Source organism: Citrobacter sp. R-1.5.2 (assembly GCF_035064245.1).
In the GTDB taxonomy this organism is placed as follows: domain Bacteria; phylum Pseudomonadota; class Gammaproteobacteria; order Enterobacterales; family Enterobacteriaceae; genus Citrobacter.
Genome location: NZ_JASEYC010000005.1, coordinates 1 through 19,355 on the forward strand (window position 1 = coordinate 1; position 19,355 = coordinate 19,355).

The following is a 19,355-nucleotide window of genomic DNA, read 5'->3' on the forward strand; positions in this document are numbered from 1 at the left end:
GGTTTGGCGATTGATCAGATCGCACAATCCGGGCTGAGTTCCCTTTCAGTGATCTACTATTCCGCGCAGCTATTTAGCACACTTGCACGCATCAAAGGTGAAATTCGGGGAGTTACTCAGGCTATTAAAACCATTAAAGGGACGGTGACGTTCTGGACAAACATGGTTGATAATAGTATCAGCGAGGTCACAAACCTAAGTAATGTCCTGAACTCCACATTTGGAAATACACGATACGGGCGTTATAAAAAGGGATCAGTCGGCGGACGTTCGCCTGCAATTGCGGGTAGTGCAGCAACAGTTGATGTGGTGGATGATCAGGGCCTCTCAGACCAGGTGACAGCCCAGTCGGTAATGGACCGCAAAAACATTACAGATACTGTTGATGAACTGAATAATTCATCAACTGCTGATGAATTTGTTCAGGGTATTTCTGATGTTGTTAATTCCATTCTGAACAGTGCCGGTAGTGTGAATGAAAGGATTTCAGCTCTGGAGAAACTCGCTAATTCTACAAGCACTGAATATCAGCAATCTGAAAGTAGTAAAGCAATTTCCGCAACCATCAATACGTTGATTATTGTGTTGTGTACTGGAGCAATGACCAGCTCAGCAGCCGATGCAAACCCGACTAGTCGTGATGAATCTGAACAGTTAACGCAGCGTGTTTCTCAGCAGTTGGATGAAGCATTGTTATTAGTTGGTGATCGTGCAGATGATGAGTTATATAACGCTCTGCTAAGCATCAGGACTGCTTTTATTTCGACAATGATGAATCGCTCATCGGGATTAAGTGACCTGATGCTGGTGACAATGGCTCAGCCCATACCTGCGCTTACTCTTGCAAATCGTTTATATCAGGATTCCTCTCGTGCCGATGAATTAATTCAGGAGTCACGTGTTCCGCATCCGGCATTTATGCCGCTTACGATGAAGGTGCTGAGACAATGAGTAATGACAATGATCAGGATGTCGTTTCACTTACAGTTGGCGGAAAAATCATTGAGGGATGGGATTCTGTTCGTGTAACAAGGGGTATCGAACGTTTTCCTTCTGATTTCGATCTTGGTCTGATGGATTATTATCCTGGCAGTGACAATAAGCAGTTGGTTGAGGAGGGCATGTCTTGCAGCGTCACTATTGGCGATGATCTGACTGTTACCGGCTATGTTGATGACTGGGAACCAGCGATATCACGCTCCCGGCATGAAGTAAGAGCGACGGGGCGTAGCAAATGCCAGGACCTTGTGGATTGTTCAGCAGAATGGCCCAATAACGTTATTAATGCCAGCAACGCGCTTGAAATCGCTCAGCGCCTGGCATCGTACTATGACATTCAGGTTTCGACTGATGTTGATGATTTGATTAAGGTCCCCCAATTCACAATTAACTGGGGGGAATCACCGCAGGAAATTATTGAGCGGGTGGCCCGTTGGTCAGCATTGCTCTATTACGATCAGCCTGATGGAAATTTGCTTCTTACTCGTGTAGGTACACGACGGGCCGCCAGCGGCATTGCAGAAGGTGTAAACGTTGAACAGGCATATTATCGCAGGTCAATGGCGGATCGATTCTCGGACTATGTTGGCGTATCTATGGGAATATCACCGATCGCCGGATTTTCACCTGATACAGCATATGACGCGGTAACGCTGGCGACGGCAAGGGACCCTGAAGCTGCCAAAATGCGTTATAGAAAACATATTTCTATTATCGAAAGTACGTTGATGGCCTCGCATCAGGCACAGCGTGCAATAGATTGGGAAATGAATCGTCGATATGGCCGCTCAAAACAATTATCTGTAACCATCGACTCCTGGCGGGATAAGGATGGGAAACTTTGGGAGCCCAATACTCTGATCCCGGTTGACCTTCCAACACTGCAACTTCCTGATACTGAATTACTCATTGCTGAAGTCACTTATATGCGAGACGACAACGGCACACATGCGCGTCTGGCTCTGATGCCGCCGGAAGCTTTCGCCATTCAGCCTTATGCCTTTTATCAGCAGATTCCAGGACTAAATACATGAACCAGAATTTGAAAAAAGCAGCAGTGCGAATTGCTGGGATGCTGGGGATTGGGCGGATCACATCTCAGAAAGACAGTGGGGAAATTCAACAAGCGCAATATCAGACTCCATTGGAGGTTGCCAGTGCGCCTCGGATGGCTGACTTCGGTTTTTCCTCCGGGCTTCCGGTAGGTACTGATGTTGTTATTGCCTTCATCGGCGGTGATCGTTCAAGCCCAGTAATCATTGCATCAAATCATCAGGGGTATAGACGAACTGGGCTGAATGAAGGGGAAACAGCCATATATAACAAATGGGCGATGGAAGTGTTGCTCACTGAAAATGGCGTCTTTATTGATGCTAATGGGAAAGACGTAGAAGTAAATAACGCTACGAACGTAACTATAAATGCCAGTGAGGGAATACTGGCAAATACTCCGGTTTTAAAGTGTACCGGAGGCATTATAGACAACTGTGAGAGCAATACCCGAACGCTCAAAGAGCTCCGTGATGCTCACAATGATCATGACCATGTAGTTAAAAATGTTCAGAAGGGTAACGACGACGCTACCAGTGAGAAAACAGAGGAGCAGGTTAAATGAGTGATTTTTCCTCCTTCTGGAACGTGGACGAAATGATTGCCGACTGGCAGGAAGGCGCGGGGATGCTATCTACCGATTATGACCTTCAAACGGTAATTCTAATCAGTCTTTTTACCGATCGGCTGGCGCGTTCTGATGATAACTATGGAGATAGCGATCGTCGTGGCTGGTGGGGTGATACAGGTGAAGATCAGCAGCTTGGTTCACGGCTTTGGTTATTGCGCAGGGAAAAACTGACGACAAATGTGGCAATAAAAGCTGAAACATACGCGCTGGAAGCTCTTAAATGGCTGAAAGATGATGGGGTTGTAAGTGACGTTATCCCAGTAGCCCAAATCGTTATGCCAAATCGCTTGAACCTCACTATCCGGTATTTATCTCCGGGGCAAAACTGGCAGGAAAGCAGGTTCTACTGGATATGGGAGAAACTTTAAAATGCCCTTTAAACGAAAGACTCTGACTGAGTTACGAGATGAAAACCGTAATTTTCTTCAGGCCGAACTAAAAAACGTTGGTGCGCTTCTCCGTTTTGCCAACCTAAAGGTTGTTGCCGATATGGATGCGGGGATGTCCCACCTGCATTACGGCTACCTTGATTATATGGCGCTGCAGTCCAACCCGTTCACGGCAACTGGTGAATATCTGGCTGGATGGATGGCCTTAAAACGTGTCTACAGGAAACCCGCCAGTGCCGCTAAATCAAAAGATGTGAAAGCGGTCGGGGCCGGAAACCGCATTATTCCCGCCGGAACGATTTTAAACAGGGGGGATGGCTATCAGTACACTGTAACCTCGGAAATCAAAATTCAAGATACCGGGGAAGGGCATGGAGGAATCACCGCTGTTTTGCCTGATGTCACGGATGATGTTACCGGTGGGGGCGCTAATGGCAATGCAGATGCAGGAACGGTACTCACGCTTGATGTAAACATTGCAGGAGTTGAGGCTCAATTAACGCTAATAGAAGCTGCTATAGGCGGCGCTGATATCGAGGATGAAGAGGCTTTTCGAAGTCGTGGCCTGCTCTCATGGCAAGAACCTCCACAGGGGGGAAGTGATACCGATTATAAAAAATGGGCGCTGGAGGTCTCCGGGGTCACGCGAGCCTGGGTGAAACGTAGGCTTAATGGTGCAGGGACGGTTGGTGTGTACATCATGTGCGATGGAAATCTTAATGACGGTTTCCCTGTCGGAACTGATGGGATATCACAACTTGAGGAGTGGGGGGCAGTGAAGGCATCCGGTGATCAGCTAACTGTAGCCGATCATATCTATCCACTTCAGACAGACACTGCGATTATTTTTGTTTGTTCACCAATCAGGAAAACCATTAATTTTGAAATTGCAGGTATTAAGAATGCAGATAGTACAGTAGTCAGTAATATTAAAGAGGCATTAAAATCCCTATTTTTTGATGAGTCGAATCCTGATGGTTCAGGGAAAATTGATTTGTCTGATATTAATAAAAGTATCAGTAATGTAGACGAAACTAAGGGGTATATCCTTAACAGCCCATCATCAAACATTACTTTTGAAATTGGTGAGATTCCAGTCCTGGGTGAGGTGAAATTTGTATGAGCCTGTATTCCCAAAATGATTACGCTACTGCGCTCGGTGCGTTATTGCCGACGGGTAGAGCATGGCCGAGAACAAGCAAGACTGTACAGGCTGCAGTTTTACGTGCATTGGGTAACTCCTTTCAGCGTTCTGATAATGATGCTGTGAACCTCATCACTGGTGCTTTTCCTGCGACTGCAACTGTCATGCTATCAGAATGGGAAAGTACTCTCGGTTTACCGAATGACTGCTCTATTGGGGAAATTGGTGGCATCAGTGACAGGCAACGCTCAGTTGTCTCTAAATTAATAAGCACTGGCGGCCTAAACCGAGATTATTATATTCATGTCGCAGCAGCATTAGGTTACACCATCACGATTACACAGTTTCGGCCTGCAATGAGTGGGATGTCTGCATGTGGTGATGCGTTGAATGGCGATGAATGGCCCTTTACGTGGAGAATTAATGCTCCGGAAACAACTGTTAAGTATGCGTTATCTGGTGCTGCGTATTGTGGTGACCCATTAGCTTCGTGGGGGAACAAACTGCTCGAATGCGCAATTAATAAGATCGCACCATCCCATCTGAATCTTATCTTCAGTTATTCATAATTAATTATTTACCTTAATTATTATCACTTACTAGTGAGGATTAATCATGCTCAGAATCGGGCAGGTTGAATCGTCGGCAACAGCAGACGGTAAATATACAGACGGTAGCGTTGCTGGTGGCATTGCAGCAACACGACTTCGCGCAGCTGCGTTTAACGCCATTCAGGAAGAGCTGGCCAACATTGTAGAGTCAGCAGGAATGACACTTTCCCCTGATGATATGACACAGGTGCTTACAGCATTAAAAAAACAGTTCCTTAGTCGTACTAACCCATTTGCAGATATTAAATCTGATGGTACGGCAGCGGTAGCTACGGCTCTCTCAAACCTTGGTTTTGGACAATCCGTCGCACGTGAGGGTTATCTGATTTGGCCCGGAGGGCTGATCATGCAGTGGGGTACGTTAACTGGAGACCAGGGGAATCTGGGGGCTGGATATCCTATCGCGTTCAAAGAACTGGTGTTTCAGGCTCTTACTTCAATGAATGACAAAACAGCCGGGGCCGTTGACGGAATTACGCTGTATGTCCCGACCGCGAATTTAGCCAATAAAACATCGTTAATTGCGCTCAATAAAGGAAAAGATTTGCAGGGCACAGTAACTGCTTCATATTTTGTGATAGGAAAATGATATGTACCAATACAGCGCTGAAACAAACGGATTTTATTTAACAGGATTTCACACCGAAATCCCAACAGATGCAGTTAATGTGACTGAGGATAAATGGCGTGAGTTGATGGCCGGTCAGGCTGGAGGGAAAATAATCAGTGCAGATGTTGATGGCTACCCTGTTCTGATTGACAGGCCAGCCCCAACACATGAGCAATATGTCGCTGCTGCTGAGCAGGAAAAACAGAACAGAATTGACGAAGCTCTCCAGTCTATTTCTGTCATCAATCTGAAACTGCAGGCAGGAAGAACTCTAACAGATGCGGAGAAGCTCAGGCTCGACAGCACGCTGGATTACATCGACGCAGTGACGGCAACAGACACCGACACCGCGCCAGATATCAACTGGCCCGCTCCCCGGGAGGTGTAGGCCATTCAATAACACGCTCTACTTCTCATGCGCCAGGTTAACTGGCGCTGGCAGTCCGCTTTGAACATCTGCTGGTAGCAGAGAGAAATATTCAGCGTATCGTTGGTCATCCAGCGCCACTTCTCCGGGGTTACTATAGAAATCTGGTGAGTGTGGTGACGCAAATACAGCGACTATTTTTGTTTCTGTGGTATCTGAAAACTGAACATAAATCATAGTTAAATCTCATATGATGTTACATAAACTGACGAGCTGTTCGTTGTACCTACTGCACTGCCCGCGTAGTAGATAGTCGATGGCTCAGTGAGTTGAATTTTGAATATTCCAGTAATATTTGTGCCGCTATTTGCTACTCTCGTTCTACCCACCATATTCTTACGGGGGGCAACATCAATTGCGATATTGTAAATGTTGGATGATCCGCCTGCTGACGCTGACATTAAACCTGACACTGCTTTTGCATTTAAAGGTACTGTATTTACCAGTGATATTGGGGTTGCTGTAGAAACCGGGCTTGATGTTGAAAGTACCGTCACCTGTTGAATTGACAATATTCTCCCCACTAAATCACCAATAATGAACTGACCTGACTCAACACCCCACACAGCAACCAGTGCGGATGCTGTAAATCCAGCTGGCATATTTGTTCCACCATAAACTTCTCGAACATTGGCGTTTGTCGCATTAACGGCGAGAAGTGCTGACGTCGCTGTCGTCGGGTTATAAATAGCATACAGTGCCACGAAGCCGGTGGTCGGCACAGACCCCGTATCCATCCCACCTGCACCGGTAGTCGCCAGGTTGATTGTTTTGCTGAAAGAAGTTAACCGATACTGACGCCCACCACTTTCTTCAACAATCAACTCGTCTGCTAAAAATGTCGCAGTAGCACTCGCTGCAGCCACTGACATTCTGGCGTTTCGCGACTGCCCAACAACGCCAGAGAATGATTCTCTCAATTGAACGTTTTTAATAATGATCATTTATCGCTCAGATGGCATGCTTCCGGCCTTTTGGATGGAGGAAACTCATGCTTATTGGCTATGTGAGGGTGTCAACAAATGACCAGAACACTGCACTTCAGCGAAACGCGCTCGAAAGTGCAGGATGTGAGCTGATTTTTGAAGATAAGATCAGCGGTAAGGTGTCCGACAGACCAGGATTAAAAAAGGTGCTACGGACGCTATCAGAAGGCGATACGCTGGTGGTATGGAAACTGGATCGGCTCGGGCGAAGCATGCGACATCTTGTTGGGTTAGTGGAGGAATTGCGGGAGAAAGGAGTTAACTTCCAGAGCCTGACCGATAGCATCGATACGAGTACACCTATGGGGAGATTCTTCTTTCATGTTATGGGTGCACTGGCCGAAATGGAAAGGGAGCTTATTGTCGAACGCACCCGGGCTGGTTTAGCAGCTGCGCGTGCGGAAGGTAGGATCGGCGGCCGTCGGCCAAAGTTAACGGATGGGCAGTGGGCTCAGGCTGGAAGGTTGATTGCAGCAGGGGAATCAAGAAAACGTGTGGCTATAATTTATGATGTAGGGGTGTCAACGCTATACAAAAAATTTCCGGCGCGATGTTGAGAAGACGCCGCCGCGTCGTCGTATGCAAGAACAGGCGGCGGCGAACTGGCGAACGCTCGATAGTGCAAGTATTGAATGATTGCCAGTCACGGGGGATTGTACTTAAGCAATATGACGGTTCAAGGTGTTTAATCTGAAATCAGCCACATATCAGCCTCTTCAAACATTTCCTGAACAGTACGGCTTATCTGCTCTTTCTCATGCTTGCTGGCGTCAGTATTGATCGCCGGCAGCGTCATCATAGGCTTAACCCGAACATCAGCATCCGGGAAAATCCGGTGAACTCTCTTACTCAGTTCGCCAAGAATGATGTCTTTTGCACCGGGCAGCCCATCAAAATTCCGTTTGTCATAAACGAGTTCCACGAACATTGCTCTTTGCCTCTTCACTGGATGGATATACAGTTAATATTGTCTGGTTATTTATACAGTGTCAAGACAGATAACGAGGCATGGCGGGTGGGTATCTTGGGGCATACTTGGGGCAAAAATTTCTGCCTTGGGGCATTTTGGGGCATGATTGGGACGTTATAACACGTATGAACTTTACCGAATTTCACATGATGTTAATTTTTAATGTGTTGAATATACTAGAGAAAACACATGCTCTTGGGCGTTCTTTAGTGATTTTTAAAATATCCGCGTCACGCAGTTAAAGTGGTGGGCATACTCTTCAAGGCTGGTGATCCCCAGACGCATCCATTTCGGGTGTGACCACTGGGGTAAGCCGATATAGATCATAACGCTTGTAGGATCTCGTCAACGCGACGTACACGGGCAATGCGTGGGAAAATATGCGTCATGCTGCCCTGATGCTGGTCGGCGCTGGCGGCACTGCAGGCGTCTTCGGCAACGATCAGGCTAAAACCCAGCTCCCAGGCGTTACGCGCAGTGGATTCGACGCCGATATTGGTGGAGATCCCGCAAAGGACGATGGTGTCGATACCACGACGGCGCAGCTGTAGTTCCAGGTCAGTACCGTAGAATGCTCCCCACTGGCGCTTGGTAACCTCCAGGTCTGTTGCACATTTTCCCAGCGCTTGCGGGTATTCCCACCAGTTGTCGGGTAATGCTTTGGCTGGCGCGGGGGCATCAACCGGTTGTTTTAGCGCTTCGGCATAATCCGCAGACCAGCCGACGCGAACCATCACCACTGGTGAACCGTGAGTACGGAATTTTTCCGCCAGTTGTGCTGCGCGAGCGACGACGTCGTTTGCCGAATGAGGCCCACCCGCGAAAGGCAAGATCCCCTCCTGTAGATCGATGACGACAAGTGCGGTTGTTTTTGCGTTCAGTTCCAGCATGGTGACTCCAGTAAAAAAGATTTCCGTTACACCTTAATCGCGAATCTGTGTGAAAGGGGCGACAATTTTTGTTATTTTTTGTGAGATTACGCAATACCCGCTCAGGAAACACGCGTACAGTCAGTACCGGACTGAGAGTCTACCCCAGTAGGCTCTTATCGTGCGGCAGAATTTCCAGTATAATAGCCGCCTTTTTTCATTCAGTTGTGACATTCAGCTAAAGCTGCGACTTCGTCATCTGCCGGGCAGGTGACAATCCGCCTGCGGCAAAGTTAAGGGATATCTCATGCGTACAGAATATTGCGGACAGCTACGTCTGTCCCACGAGGGGCAGCAGGTGACTCTGTGTGGTTGGGTCAACCGTCGTCGTGATCTTGGTAGCCTGATCTTTATCGATATGCGCGACCGCGAAGGTATCGTGCAGGTATTTTTCGATCCGGACCGTGCGGACGCGTTAAAGCTGGCCTCCGAACTGCGTAATGAGTTCTGCATTCAGGTAACGGGCACCGTGCGTGCGCGTGACGCGAAAAACGTCAACGCCGATATGGCGACGGGCGAAATTGAAGTGCTGGCATCCGATCTGGTCATTATCAACCGTTCAGATTCACTGCCGCTCGACTCTAACCACGTAAATACTGAAGAAGCTCGTCTGAAGTATCGCTATCTCGATCTGCGTCGCCCTGAAATGGCGCAGCGTCTGAAAACGCGTGCCAAAATTACCAGCCTGGTGCGTCGTTTCATGGACGACCACGGCTTCCTCGACATTGAAACGCCGATGCTGACGAAAGCGACGCCAGAAGGCGCGCGTGACTACCTGGTACCGTCTCGCGTACATAAAGGTAAATTCTACGCGCTGCCACAGTCACCTCAGTTGTTCAAACAGCTGCTGATGATGTCTGGCTTCGACCGTTACTACCAGATCGTAAAATGCTTCCGTGACGAAGACTTACGTGCTGACCGCCAGCCTGAATTTACGCAGATCGATGTTGAGACCTCTTTCATGACCGCACCGCAGGTGCGTGAAGTGATGGAAGCGCTGGTGCGTAATCTGTGGCAGGAAGTAAAAGGTGTGGACCTGGGCGATTTCCCGATCATGACCTTTGCTGAAGCAGAGCGTCGTTACGGTTCCGATAAGCCGGATCTGCGTAACCCGATGGAACTGGTGGACGTTGCTGATCTGCTGAAATCTGTTGAGTTCGCCGTATTCGCTGGTCCGGCTAACGATCCTAAAGGGCGTGTAGCGGCTCTGCGCGTCCCTGGCGGTGCTGCACTTAGCCGTAAGCAGATCGACGATTACGGTAACTTCATTAAGATCTACGGTGCGAAAGGTTTGGCATACATTAAAGTCACCGAGCGTGCGAAAGGTCTGGAAGGGATAACCAGCCCGGTGGCCAAGTTCCTGAATGCTGAAATCATTGAAGCTATTCTGGAACGTACTGGCGCGCAAGACGGCGATATGATCTTCTTCGGTGCCGACAACAAGAAAGTGGTTGCCGATGCGATGGGGGCTCTGCGCCTGAAACTGGGTAAAGACCTGAACCTGACCGACGAATCCAAATGGGCGCCGTTGTGGGTTATCGACTTCCCAATGTTTGAAGACGATGGTGAAGGTGGACTGACCGCAATGCATCATCCGTTCACCTCACCGAAAGACATGACGGCGGCTGAGCTGAAAGCTGCGCCGGAAGATGCGGTTGCCAATGCGTACGATATGGTTATCAACGGCTACGAAGTAGGCGGTGGTTCTGTACGTATCCATAACGGTGATATGCAGCAGACCGTATTCGGTATTCTGGGTATCAACGAACAAGAGCAGCGCGAGAAGTTCGGCTTCCTGCTGGACGCGCTAAAATACGGTACACCGCCGCACGCGGGCCTGGCGTTTGGCCTGGATCGTCTGACCATGCTGTTGACCGGTACTGATAACATCCGTGACGTTATTGCTTTCCCGAAAACGACAGCTGCCGCATGTCTGATGACCGAAGCGCCGAGCTTTGCCAACGAAGCTGCGCTGGCGGAACTGAGCATTCAGGTTGTTAAGAAGGCCGAGAATAACTGATATGGCATATAAACAGCCTGTCTCGGTGTTAGTCGTGATTTATGCAAAGGACACCGGGAGAGTGCTGATGTTACAGCGACGCGACGATCCTGATTTTTGGCAGTCGGTCACCGGCAGCCTTGAAGAAGGTGAAACCGCGTTGCAAGCCGCCCTGCGCGAAGTAAAGGAAGAGGTCGCCATTGATGTTGCGCGTGAGCAACTGACCTTAATTGACTGCCAGCGCACGGTGGAGTTTGAGATTTTTAGTCATTTACGTCATCGCTATGCGCCAGGAATTGTACGTAATACGGAGTCCTGGTTTTGCCTGGCACTGCCCACTGAACGAGAGATCGTGTTCACCGAACATTTGACCTACCGTTGGGTTAATGCGCACGAGGCTGCACAGTTAACCAAGTCGTGGAGTAACCGGCAGGCGATTGAAGAGTTTGTAATTAACGTCGCCTGAGAAGGCGCGCTTTTTGGAGAGATTATTTATGGCAGGTCATAGTAAATGGGCCAACACCAGACATCGTAAAGCAGCGCAGGATGCTAAGCGCGGTAAGATCTTCACCAAAATCATTCGTGAGCTGGTAACGGCGGCTAAATTGGGTGGTGGCGATCCAGATGCTAACCCGCGTCTGCGTGCAGCGGTTGATAAAGCGCTGGCAAACAACATGACCCGTGACACCCTGAACCGTGCAATCGCACGCGGTGTGGGTGGTGATGAAGATTCCAACATGGAAACTATCATCTATGAAGGTTACGGTCCTGGCGGTACAGCCGTTATGATTGAATGTCTGTCTGATAACCGTAACCGTACCGTTGCGGAAGTGCGCCATGCATTCACTAAAACGGGTGGCAACCTCGGTACCGACGGTTCCGTCGCATACCTGTTCAGCAAGAAAGGCGTGATCTCCTTTGAGCAAGGCGACGAAGACGCCATCATGGAAGCGGCCCTGGAAGCCGGTGCTGAAGACGTTGTAACTTTTGACGACGGCGCGATTGACGTTTACACCGCGTGGGAAGAGATGGGTAAAGTTCGTGATGCACTGGAAGCGGCAGGTCTGAAAGCGGACGCGGCTGAAGTTTCTATGATCCCATCCACCAAAGCGGATATGGATGCAGAAACAGCACCGAAACTGATGCGTCTGATCGATATGCTGGAAGATTGCGATGACGTGCAGGAAGTTTACCACAACGGCGAAATCTCCGATGAGGTTGCAGCTACGTTAGAATGATGTGGTTAAGCCATAAAATAACAGGAGATGCGTGATGTCTATCATTCTCGGCATTGATCCGGGGTCGCGCATTACCGGTTATGGCGTAATCCGTCAGGTCGGCAGACAGTTGACCTACCTCGGCAGTGGTTGTATTCGCACCAAAGTTGACGATCTCCCGTCACGCCTGAAATTGATATACGCGGGGGTGACGGAAATCATCACCCAGTTCCAGCCGGATTATTTTGCCATTGAGCAGGTCTTTATGGCGAAAAATGCCGATTCGGCGCTGAAGCTGGGACAGGCGCGCGGCGTAGCGATTGTTGCTGCGACCAATCAGGATCTTCCGGTGTTTGAGTATGCTGCCCGACAGGTTAAACAGACAGTCGTCGGTATCGGCAGCGCGGAAAAAAGCCAGGTACAGCACATGGTGCGTACGCTGCTCAAGCTCCCGGCTAACCCTCAGGCGGATGCTGCGGATGCGCTGGCGATTGCCATTACCCACTGCCATGTCAGCCAGAACGCTATGCAAATGAGTGAGTCGAGGTTGAATTTAGCACGCGGCAGGTTACGTTAGTGACAAATGAGGCTGGATATCTATCCAGCCTTTTTTTATGATAGCGCATTACCTTTTAGCCCTTAACGCAGGAGCGTCATGTGATAGGCAGACTCAGAGGCATCATTCTTGAAAAACAACCCCCACTGGTCCTTCTGGAAACGGGCGGGGTAGGCTATGAAGTGCATATGCCGATGACCTGTTTCTACGAGCTGCCGGAAGCCGGGCAGGAAGCGATCATCTTCACGCATTTTGTGGTGCGCGAAGACGCACAACTGCTGTATGGCTTTAACAATAAGCAAGAACGCACGTTGTTTAAAGAGCTAATTAAAACCAACGGCGTGGGGCCGAAGCTGGCGCTGGCGATCCTCTCCGGCATGTCTGCGCAGCAGTTCGTGAATGCTGTTGAGCGCGAAGAGCTTGGTGCGTTAGTGAAATTACCGGGTATCGGTAAGAAAACGGCGGAGCGTTTGATTGTCGAAATGAAAGACCGCTTTAAAGGACTGCATGGCGATCTCTTTACTCCGGCAGCCGATCTGGTGTTGACATCACCTGCCGGTCCGGTAAGTGATGACGCCGAGCAGGAAGCGGTTGCTGCGCTGGTAGCGTTAGGCTATAAACCACAAGAAGCCAGCCGCATGGTAAGCAAAATTGCTCGCCCTGATGCCAGCAGTGAAACCCTGATTCGCGAAGCCCTTCGCGCGGCATTGTGAGGTAAAGGATGATTGAAGCAGATCGCCTGATTTCGGCTGCCAGCACTACCCCTGAAGACCTGGTGGATCGTGCGATTCGCCCCAGGTTGCTGGAAGAGTATATCGGCCAGCCTCAGGTACGTTCGCAGATGGAAATTTTTATCCAGGCGGCGAAGCTGCGCGGTGATGCCCTCGATCACCTGCTGATTTTTGGACCTCCGGGTCTGGGTAAAACCACGCTTGCCAATATTGTTGCCAATGAAATGGGCGTCAACCTGCGTACTACGTCCGGTCCGGTGCTGGAAAAAGCAGGCGATCTGGCGGCCATGCTCACCAATCTCGAACCCCATGATGTGCTGTTTATTGATGAAATCCATCGCTTGTCACCGGTAGTGGAAGAGGTGTTGTATCCGGCAATGGAAGACTATCAGCTGGATATCATGATTGGCGAAGGCCCGGCAGCACGTTCAATTAAAATCGATCTGCCGCCGTTTACCCTGATTGGCGCCACAACGCGTGCGGGTTCGTTAACCTCTCCACTGCGTGATCGCTTTGGCATTGTGCAGCGCCTGGAGTTCTATCAGGTCGCTGATCTTCAGCACATTGTTGGACGCAGTGCCCGCTTTATGGGGCTGGAGATGAGTGACGAAGGGGCGCTGGAGGTTGCACGCCGGGCACGCGGTACGCCGCGTATTGCTAACCGTTTACTGCGTCGTGTGCGTGATTTCGCCGAAGTGAAGCATGACGGCACCATCTCGGCGGATATCGCGGCCCAGGCGCTGGATATGCTCAATGTCGATGCTGAAGGCTTCGATTATATGGACCGCAAGCTGCTGCTGGCGGTGATCGATAAATTCTTTGGTGGTCCGGTCGGGTTGGATAACCTGGCGGCGGCAATCGGCGAAGAACGTGAAACCATTGAGGACGTGCTGGAACCGTATTTGATTCAGCAAGGTTTTCTACAACGTACCCCACGCGGGCGCATGGCAACGGTGCGGGCATGGAACCACTTTGGCATTACACCGCCGGAAATGCCTTAAGCCCCAATAATGCCTGATGGCGCTACGCTCATCAGGCCTGGCGATTTTGTAGGCCCGGTAAGCGCAGCGCCACCGGGCAACACATGCTCAGCTCGCTTGCTTCTTCATCATACTAAAGATAAACAGCAGCGCAGCGCAAAGCACCACGGATGGCCCCGCCGGTGTGTCATAAAACGCTGAGAAGGTCAGCCCGCCTGTAACCGCTATCATCCCTACACCTACGGCAACGCCCGCCATCTGTTCGGGTGTACGGGCGAAACGACGTGCGGTAGCCGCAGGAATGATCAGCAGTGATGTGATAATCAGTGCCCCGACGAATTTCATCGCCACACCAATAGTGAGTGCTGTGACCAGCATCAGCAATAGCTTGACACGTTGCAGCTTCACGCCATCAACAAAGGCCAGATCCGGGCTGATAGTCATCGACAGCAGGTTACGCCACTGCCAGAACAGAATAGCCAGTACAACCACGACACCAATGGCAATGGCCACCAGATCTTCTGGGGTGACGGCGAGCAGATCGCCAAACAGATAGGCCATCAGATCCACACGAATGTTTGACATCAGGCTGACAACCACCAGGCCTAATGACAGCGCGCTGTGCGCCATAATACCGAGCAGGGTATCAATCGCGAGGTGCGGGCGCTTCTCCAGCCATACCAGGCCTGCGGCCAGCAGCAGGGTGACGACGATAACAGCATAAAAGGGGTTTACATCCAGCAGCAGACCAAACGCAACGCCCAGCAGTGATGCGTGCGCCAGCGTATCGCCAAAATAAGACATCCGACGCCAGACCACAAACGAGCCAAGCGGGCCAGCAGCGCAGGCCAGCATGATCCCGGCTAACCAGCCGGGTAATAATAATTCAATCATGAGTGACCATTTCCCCGGCGTAAAACAATGCGACCCTGTAAATCGTGGCGATGATTATGGTTGTGACGGTAAATTCCGAGTTGTTCAGCGCCGCGTTGCCCGAACATAGAAATGAATTCGGGGTGCATTGAAACCACCTCTGGTGTGCCGGAGCAGCAAATGTGGTGGTTCAGACACAGGACTTCGTCGGTTTTTGCCATGACCAGATGCAGGTCATGGGAGACCATCAGCACGGCGCAATCCAGTTCATGTCGCAACTGATCGATAAGATCGTACAGTGCAACCTGACCATTCACATCCACTCCCTGCGTCGGTTCATCGAGCACCAGGAGCTGTGGTTTATTAAGCAAAGCACGGGCCAGCAAGACACGCTGCGTTTCCCCGCCGGATAGTTTTTGCATCGGAGCATCCATCAGATGCCCGGCCTGAACACGCTTTAGCGCAGGGAGAATGTCGGCTTTCTTTGTGCCAGGACGTAAGCGCAAAAAGCGGCTCACCGTCAGCGGAAGTGTTGTATCGAGGTAGAGTTTTTGCGGTACATAGCCAATCCGCAAATGCCCGTTGCGCTTGATAACCCCTTCATCAGCCGCTACCAGCCCCAATACAACGCGCACCAGCGTAGACTTTCCGGCCCCATTCGGGCCAAGAAGCGTTAAAATTTTGCCGGGTCGAAGTTCAAGCGATACGTCAGAAAGGACGCGGCGTTGACCATAAGAGACCGAGACATTTTCCAGTGAAACCAAAGTCGTCATATCAATTTTAGTCTTGCAGAAGTTATAGAATGTTATAATATCACATTTCTCACATTCGTTACGATGATTGGTCGCATTATGTTACATAAAAATACGCTTCTTTTCGCAGCGTTATCCGCTGCTCTTTGGGGTAGTGCAACTCAGGCAGCAAATGCCGCTGTAGTGGCCTCACTTAAGCCGTTGGGCTTTATTGCTTCAGCGATTGCAGATGGGGTTACAGACACCCAGGTTCTGCTGCCTGACGGGGCTTCCGAACATGATTATTCGCTGCGCCCTTCAGATGTAAAACGCTTACAGAACGCGGACTTAGTAGTATGGACCGGTCCGGAAATGGAGGCGTTTATGGAAAAGTCAGTCAAGAATATTCCTAACGCAAAACAGGTAACGATTGCGCAGCTCAATGACGTGAAACCGTTACTCATGAAAGGCGCTGACGATGATGATGACGATCATGGGCATAACGACGCTCACGGCGAAAAAAGTGACGAGCATCACCATCATGGTGATTACAACATGCATCTTTGGCTTTCCCCAGAGATAGCGCGGGCCTCAGCGGTTGCAATCCATGATAAATTAGTGGAACTTATGCCGCAAAGTCGAGCCAAACTTGACGCCAACCTGAAGGATTTTGAGGCACAATTAGCCGCAACCGATAAGCAGGTAGGTAACGAGCTCGCACCGCTCAAGGGGAAAGGGTATTTCGTTTTTCATGACGCCTATGGCTACTACGAAAAACACTACGGGCTAACACCGCTTGGTCACTTTACCGTGAACCCTGAGATTCAACCTGGTGCGCAGCGTTTACATGAAATAAGAACACAGTTGGTTGAGCAAAAAGCAACCTGCGTTTTTGCTGAGCCACAGTTCAGGCCAGCGGTCGTTGAAGCCGTAGCGAGAGGGACATCCGTTCGAATGGGAACGTTGGATCCCCTCGGAACGAATATCAAACTGGGTAAAACAAGCTATTCAGCGTTTCTGAACCAATTAGCCAACCAGTATGCGAGCTGCCTGAAAGGAGATTAATGAGGAAGTGAATACGTGCAACAGATAGCCCGCTCTGTCGCTCTGGCATTTAATAATTTGCCGCGACCCCATCGTGTTATGTTGGGGTCGCTTACTGTTCTGACATTGGCCGTCGCAGTCTGGCGGCCTTATGTATACCATCCCGACTCTGCACCCATCGTTAAAACTATTGAGCTGGAAAAAAGCGAGATACGTTCACTGTTGCCAGAGGCCAGCGAACCTATCGATCAAGCCGCTCAGGAAGATGAAGCTATCCCACAGGACGAACTCGATGACAAGACCTCTGGCGAGGCCGGGGTTCACGAGTATGTTGTCTCTACCGGCGATACGCTGAGCAGTATCCTGAACCAGTACGGCATTGATATGGGCGATATCAGCCAGCTTGCCGCATCTGATAAAGATTTACGTAACCTAAAAATTGGCCAGCAACTTTCCTGGACGCTGTCTTCGGAAGGTGATTTGCAGCGCCTGACCTGGGAAGTTTCCCGCCGTGAAACCCGTACTTATGATCGTACGGCAACGGGTTTCAAAATGAGCAGCGAAATGCAGCAGGGCGACTGGGTTAACAGCCGAATCAACGGTACGGTGGGCGGTAGTTTCGTCGCCAGTGCAAGAGATGCTGGCCTGACCAGCTCTGAAATCAGCGCGGTGATTAAAGCGATGCAATGGCAGATGGACTTTCGCAAGCTGAAGAAAGGCGATGAGTTCTCCGTTTTGATGTCTCGCGAGATGCTGGACGGTAAACGCGAACAAAGCCAACTGCTGGGCGTTCGTTTGCGATCTGAAGGCAAGGATTATTACGCGATCCGTGCTGAAGACGGTAAATTCTATGACCGTAACGGGACCGGGCTTGCTAAAGGGTTTATGCGTTTCCCTACGGCGAAGCAATTCCGTATTTCGTCAAACTTCAATCCACGTCGCCTGAATCCGGTAACCGGACGGGTTGCACCGCACAAAGGTGTCGACTTTGCGATGCCGCAAGGTACGCCGGTGCTGTCAGTCGGTGATGGTGAAGTGGTGGTCGCGAAACGCAGTGGCGCGGCCGGATACTATGTTGCTGTTCGTCACGGTCGCACTTACACCACCCGTTACATGCACCTGCGTAAGCTGCTGGTTAAACCAGGGCAAAAAGTGAAACGAGGTGATCGTATTGCGCTGTCAGGTAACACTGGGCGTTCTACTGGCCCGCACCTGCACTACGAAGTATGGGTCAACCAGCAGGCAGTGAACCCGTTGACGGCAAAACTGCCGCGTACGGAAGGGCTGAGCGGTTCAGATCGTACCGAGTACCTGGCACAGGTGAAAGAGGTTCTGCCTCAGTTACGCTTCGATTAATAAATACACGGACAGAGCCGGTACGCTATGCGTGCCGGCTTTTTTATTTTGTACGGGACACGGTGCGCCGCTACACTATCAGCAGATTTACTTTTTCGCGGCCCCCGATACTGGAAGAGCATGGAAACGAAAAAAAAGAGTATTGAGTATATCCCTGAGTTTCAAAAATCATTCCGTCACCCGCGCTACTGGGGCGCCTGGCTTGGCGTGGCAGCGATTGCAGGGATTGCATTAACGCCAGCATCATTTCGCGATCCCATTCTGGCGAAACTGGGACGGCTTGCCGGACGGCTGGGGAAAAGTTCGCGTCGTAGAGCGCTTATCAATTTATCCCTCTGTTTTCCTGAGCGCAGCGAAGCCGAGCGTGAGGCCATCGTTGATGAGATGTTCGCGACTGCGCCTCAGGCGATGGTTATGATGGCAGAATTAGCCATGCGCGGTCCGGAGAAAATCCAGCACCGCGTTGACTGGCAGGGCCTGGAAATTATCGATGAGATGCGACGTAATGAGGAAAAGGTGATTTTTCTCGTCCCTCACGGCTGGGGTGTTGATATCCCGGCAATGCTGATGGCATCTCAAGGCCAGAAAATGGCAGCCATGTTCCATAACCAGGGCAATCCGGTATTTGACTATGTCTGGAATACGGTACGTCGACGTTTCGGCGGTCGTTTACATGCACGTAACGACGGTATTAAACCTTTTATTCAGTCAGTTCGGCAGGGATACTGGGGATATTACTTACCGGATCAGGACCACGGCCCGGAGCACAGCGAGTTTGTGGATTTCTTCGCGACCTATAAAGCAACGTTACCGGCAATTGGTCGTCTGATGAAGGTTTGTCATGCGCGCGTAATACCGCTGTTCCCGGTGTACGATGGCAAAACGCATCGTCTGACGATTCAGGTACGCCCACCCATGGATGACATTCTGACGGCCGATGACCATACCATTGCCAGACGGATGAATGAAGAAGTGGAGATTTTTGTCACCCCGCATCTCGAACAATACACCTGGATTCTGAAACTGCTAAAGACCCGCAAACCCGGCGAAATCGAACCGTATAAACGCAAAGATCTTTATCCTAAGAAATAGAAAAAGCCTCTCGTTCGAGAGGCTTTTTTG

22 protein-coding genes and 2 pseudogenes are annotated in these 19,355 nt (G+C 50.3%); 18 read left to right on the forward strand and 6 right to left on the reverse strand.

Features of this window, described 5'->3' with window-relative positions; all coding sequences use genetic code 11:
- The 8 genes and pseudogenes from QMN38_RS10895 to QMN38_RS10930 form a co-directional block, all read left to right on the forward strand.
- Positions 1-951, forward strand: a pseudogene (locus QMN38_RS10895) (DNA circularization protein); the annotation flags it as partial.
- Entirely contained in the window at positions 948-2,033 is a 1,086-nt protein-coding gene (locus QMN38_RS10900) for a phage baseplate assembly protein (RefSeq protein WP_323605057.1), read from the forward strand. The pseudogene QMN38_RS10895 and the gene QMN38_RS10900, both read left to right, overlap by 4 nt.
- Complete coding sequence (locus QMN38_RS10905; RefSeq protein WP_323605058.1) at positions 2,030-2,614, forward strand: phage baseplate assembly protein domain-containing protein; 585 nt, start codon at positions 2,030-2,032, stop codon at positions 2,612-2,614. Before QMN38_RS10900 ends, QMN38_RS10905 begins: the two co-directional genes overlap by 4 nt.
- Positions 2,611-3,048, forward strand: a complete 438-nt coding sequence (locus tag QMN38_RS10910; protein WP_323605059.1) for a phage GP46 family protein — start codon at positions 2,611-2,613, stop codon at positions 3,046-3,048. The genes QMN38_RS10905 and QMN38_RS10910 overlap by 4 nt, the downstream gene beginning before the upstream one ends.
- A 1-nt stretch (position 3,049) precedes the next feature.
- Complete coding sequence (locus tag QMN38_RS10915; RefSeq protein ID WP_323605060.1) at positions 3,050-4,192, forward strand: baseplate J/gp47 family protein; 1,143 nt, start codon at positions 3,050-3,052, stop codon at positions 4,190-4,192.
- The gene (locus QMN38_RS10920) at positions 4,189-4,782 is read left to right on the forward strand and encodes a YmfQ family protein (protein ID WP_115642620.1); all 594 of its coding nucleotides are present in this window, start codon (positions 4,189-4,191) and stop codon (positions 4,780-4,782) included. The genes QMN38_RS10915 and QMN38_RS10920 overlap by 4 nt, the downstream gene beginning before the upstream one ends.
- A 46-nt stretch (positions 4,783-4,828) precedes the next feature.
- Positions 4,829-5,413 carry a gp53-like domain-containing protein gene (locus tag QMN38_RS10925; protein WP_323605061.1) on the forward strand — a complete coding sequence of 195 codons (585 nt, stop codon included), beginning with the start codon at positions 4,829-4,831 and terminating at the stop codon, positions 5,411-5,413.
- Between the two features lies 1 nt (position 5,414).
- On the forward strand, positions 5,415-5,822 hold the full coding sequence (locus QMN38_RS10930) for a tail fiber assembly protein (RefSeq protein WP_182290353.1): 408 nt from the start codon (positions 5,415-5,417) through the stop codon (positions 5,820-5,822).
- Positions 5,823-6,040: 218 nt separating this feature from the next.
- Here QMN38_RS10930 and QMN38_RS10935 read toward each other — a convergent pair whose 3' ends face one another.
- Complete coding sequence (locus QMN38_RS10935; RefSeq protein WP_323605062.1) at positions 6,041-6,805, reverse strand: hypothetical protein; 765 nt, start codon at positions 6,803-6,805, stop codon at positions 6,041-6,043.
- A gap of 47 nt (positions 6,806-6,852) precedes the next feature.
- Here QMN38_RS10935 and QMN38_RS10940 point away from each other — a divergent pair, with 47 nt between their 5' ends.
- Positions 6,853-7,404 carry a recombinase family protein gene (locus QMN38_RS10940; RefSeq protein ID WP_323605063.1) on the forward strand — a complete coding sequence of 184 codons (552 nt, stop codon included), beginning with the start codon at positions 6,853-6,855 and terminating at the stop codon, positions 7,402-7,404.
- Between the two features lie 128 nt (positions 7,405-7,532).
- On the opposite strand, the gene QMN38_RS10945 is transcribed toward QMN38_RS10940, so the two are convergent.
- The 3 genes and pseudogenes from QMN38_RS10945 to QMN38_RS10955 form a co-directional block, all read right to left on the reverse strand.
- Positions 7,533-7,775: a DinI family protein gene (locus QMN38_RS10945; protein WP_109862594.1), complete on the reverse strand. Its 243-nt coding sequence runs from the start codon at positions 7,773-7,775 to the stop codon at positions 7,533-7,535.
- A gap of 273 nt (positions 7,776-8,048) precedes the next feature.
- Positions 8,049-8,144 (reverse strand): annotated as a pseudogene (locus QMN38_RS10950) (hypothetical protein); the annotation flags it as partial.
- Positions 8,141-8,707 (reverse strand): hydrolase, encoded by a 567-nt coding sequence (locus tag QMN38_RS10955; protein ID WP_271450084.1) that lies wholly within the window; start codon positions 8,705-8,707, stop codon positions 8,141-8,143. The pseudogene QMN38_RS10950 and the gene QMN38_RS10955, both read right to left, overlap by 4 nt.
- Positions 8,708-8,993: 286 nt before the next feature.
- Here QMN38_RS10955 and aspS point away from each other — a divergent pair, with 286 nt between their 5' ends.
- The 6 genes from aspS to ruvB all read left to right on the forward strand — a co-directional run bounded on the left by aspS (position 8,994) and on the right by ruvB (position 14,250).
- Complete coding sequence (gene aspS, locus QMN38_RS10960) at positions 8,994-10,766, forward strand: aspartate--tRNA ligase (protein WP_323605064.1); 1,773 nt, start codon at positions 8,994-8,996, stop codon at positions 10,764-10,766.
- A gap of 1 nt (position 10,767) precedes the next feature.
- The gene (gene nudB / locus QMN38_RS10965; protein ID WP_323605065.1) at positions 10,768-11,211 is read left to right on the forward strand and encodes a dihydroneopterin triphosphate diphosphatase; all 444 of its coding nucleotides are present in this window, start codon (positions 10,768-10,770) and stop codon (positions 11,209-11,211) included.
- Positions 11,212-11,239: 28 nt separating this feature from the next.
- Positions 11,240-11,983: a YebC/PmpR family DNA-binding transcriptional regulator gene (locus tag QMN38_RS10970; protein ID WP_003833836.1), complete on the forward strand. Its 744-nt coding sequence runs from the start codon at positions 11,240-11,242 to the stop codon at positions 11,981-11,983.
- 34 nt (positions 11,984-12,017) lie between these two features.
- The gene (gene ruvC, locus QMN38_RS10975) at positions 12,018-12,539 is read left to right on the forward strand and encodes a crossover junction endodeoxyribonuclease RuvC (RefSeq protein ID WP_003034867.1); all 522 of its coding nucleotides are present in this window, start codon (positions 12,018-12,020) and stop codon (positions 12,537-12,539) included.
- An 80-nt stretch (positions 12,540-12,619) separates the two neighbouring features.
- Complete coding sequence (gene ruvA / locus QMN38_RS10980) at positions 12,620-13,231, forward strand: Holliday junction branch migration protein RuvA (protein WP_137381569.1); 612 nt, start codon at positions 12,620-12,622, stop codon at positions 13,229-13,231.
- A gap of 8 nt (positions 13,232-13,239) precedes the next feature.
- A complete protein-coding gene (gene ruvB, locus QMN38_RS10985; RefSeq protein WP_271450086.1) occupies positions 13,240-14,250 on the forward strand; it encodes a Holliday junction branch migration DNA helicase RuvB in 1,011 nt (336 codons plus the stop codon).
- Positions 14,251-14,337: 87 nt separating this feature from the next.
- Here the strand turns inward: ruvB and znuB are convergent, their stop codons facing one another.
- Together znuB and znuC are read right to left on the reverse strand one after the other, a co-directional pair.
- The gene (znuB, locus tag QMN38_RS10990) at positions 14,338-15,123 is read right to left on the reverse strand and encodes a zinc ABC transporter permease subunit ZnuB (protein WP_137381571.1); all 786 of its coding nucleotides are present in this window, start codon (positions 15,121-15,123) and stop codon (positions 14,338-14,340) included.
- Positions 15,120-15,875, reverse strand: a complete 756-nt coding sequence (gene znuC / locus QMN38_RS10995; RefSeq protein WP_271450087.1) for a zinc ABC transporter ATP-binding protein ZnuC — start codon at positions 15,873-15,875, stop codon at positions 15,120-15,122. The genes znuB and znuC overlap by 4 nt, the downstream gene beginning before the upstream one ends.
- A 78-nt stretch (positions 15,876-15,953) precedes the next feature.
- On the opposite strand from znuC, the gene znuA reads away from it, so the two are divergent.
- The 3 genes from znuA to lpxM all read left to right on the forward strand — a co-directional run bounded on the left by znuA (position 15,954) and on the right by lpxM (position 19,325).
- Complete coding sequence (gene znuA / locus QMN38_RS11000) at positions 15,954-16,898, forward strand: zinc ABC transporter substrate-binding protein ZnuA (RefSeq protein ID WP_323605066.1); 945 nt, start codon at positions 15,954-15,956, stop codon at positions 16,896-16,898.
- Between the two features lie 15 nt (positions 16,899-16,913).
- Positions 16,914-18,233, forward strand: a complete 1,320-nt coding sequence (gene mepM, locus QMN38_RS11005) for a murein DD-endopeptidase MepM (protein ID WP_071887356.1) — start codon at positions 16,914-16,916, stop codon at positions 18,231-18,233.
- 120 nt (positions 18,234-18,353) lie between these two features.
- Positions 18,354-19,325, forward strand: a complete 972-nt coding sequence (gene lpxM, locus QMN38_RS11010; protein WP_323605067.1) for a lauroyl-Kdo(2)-lipid IV(A) myristoyltransferase — start codon at positions 18,354-18,356, stop codon at positions 19,323-19,325.
- The last annotated feature ends 30 nt before the right edge of the window (positions 19,326-19,355 follow it).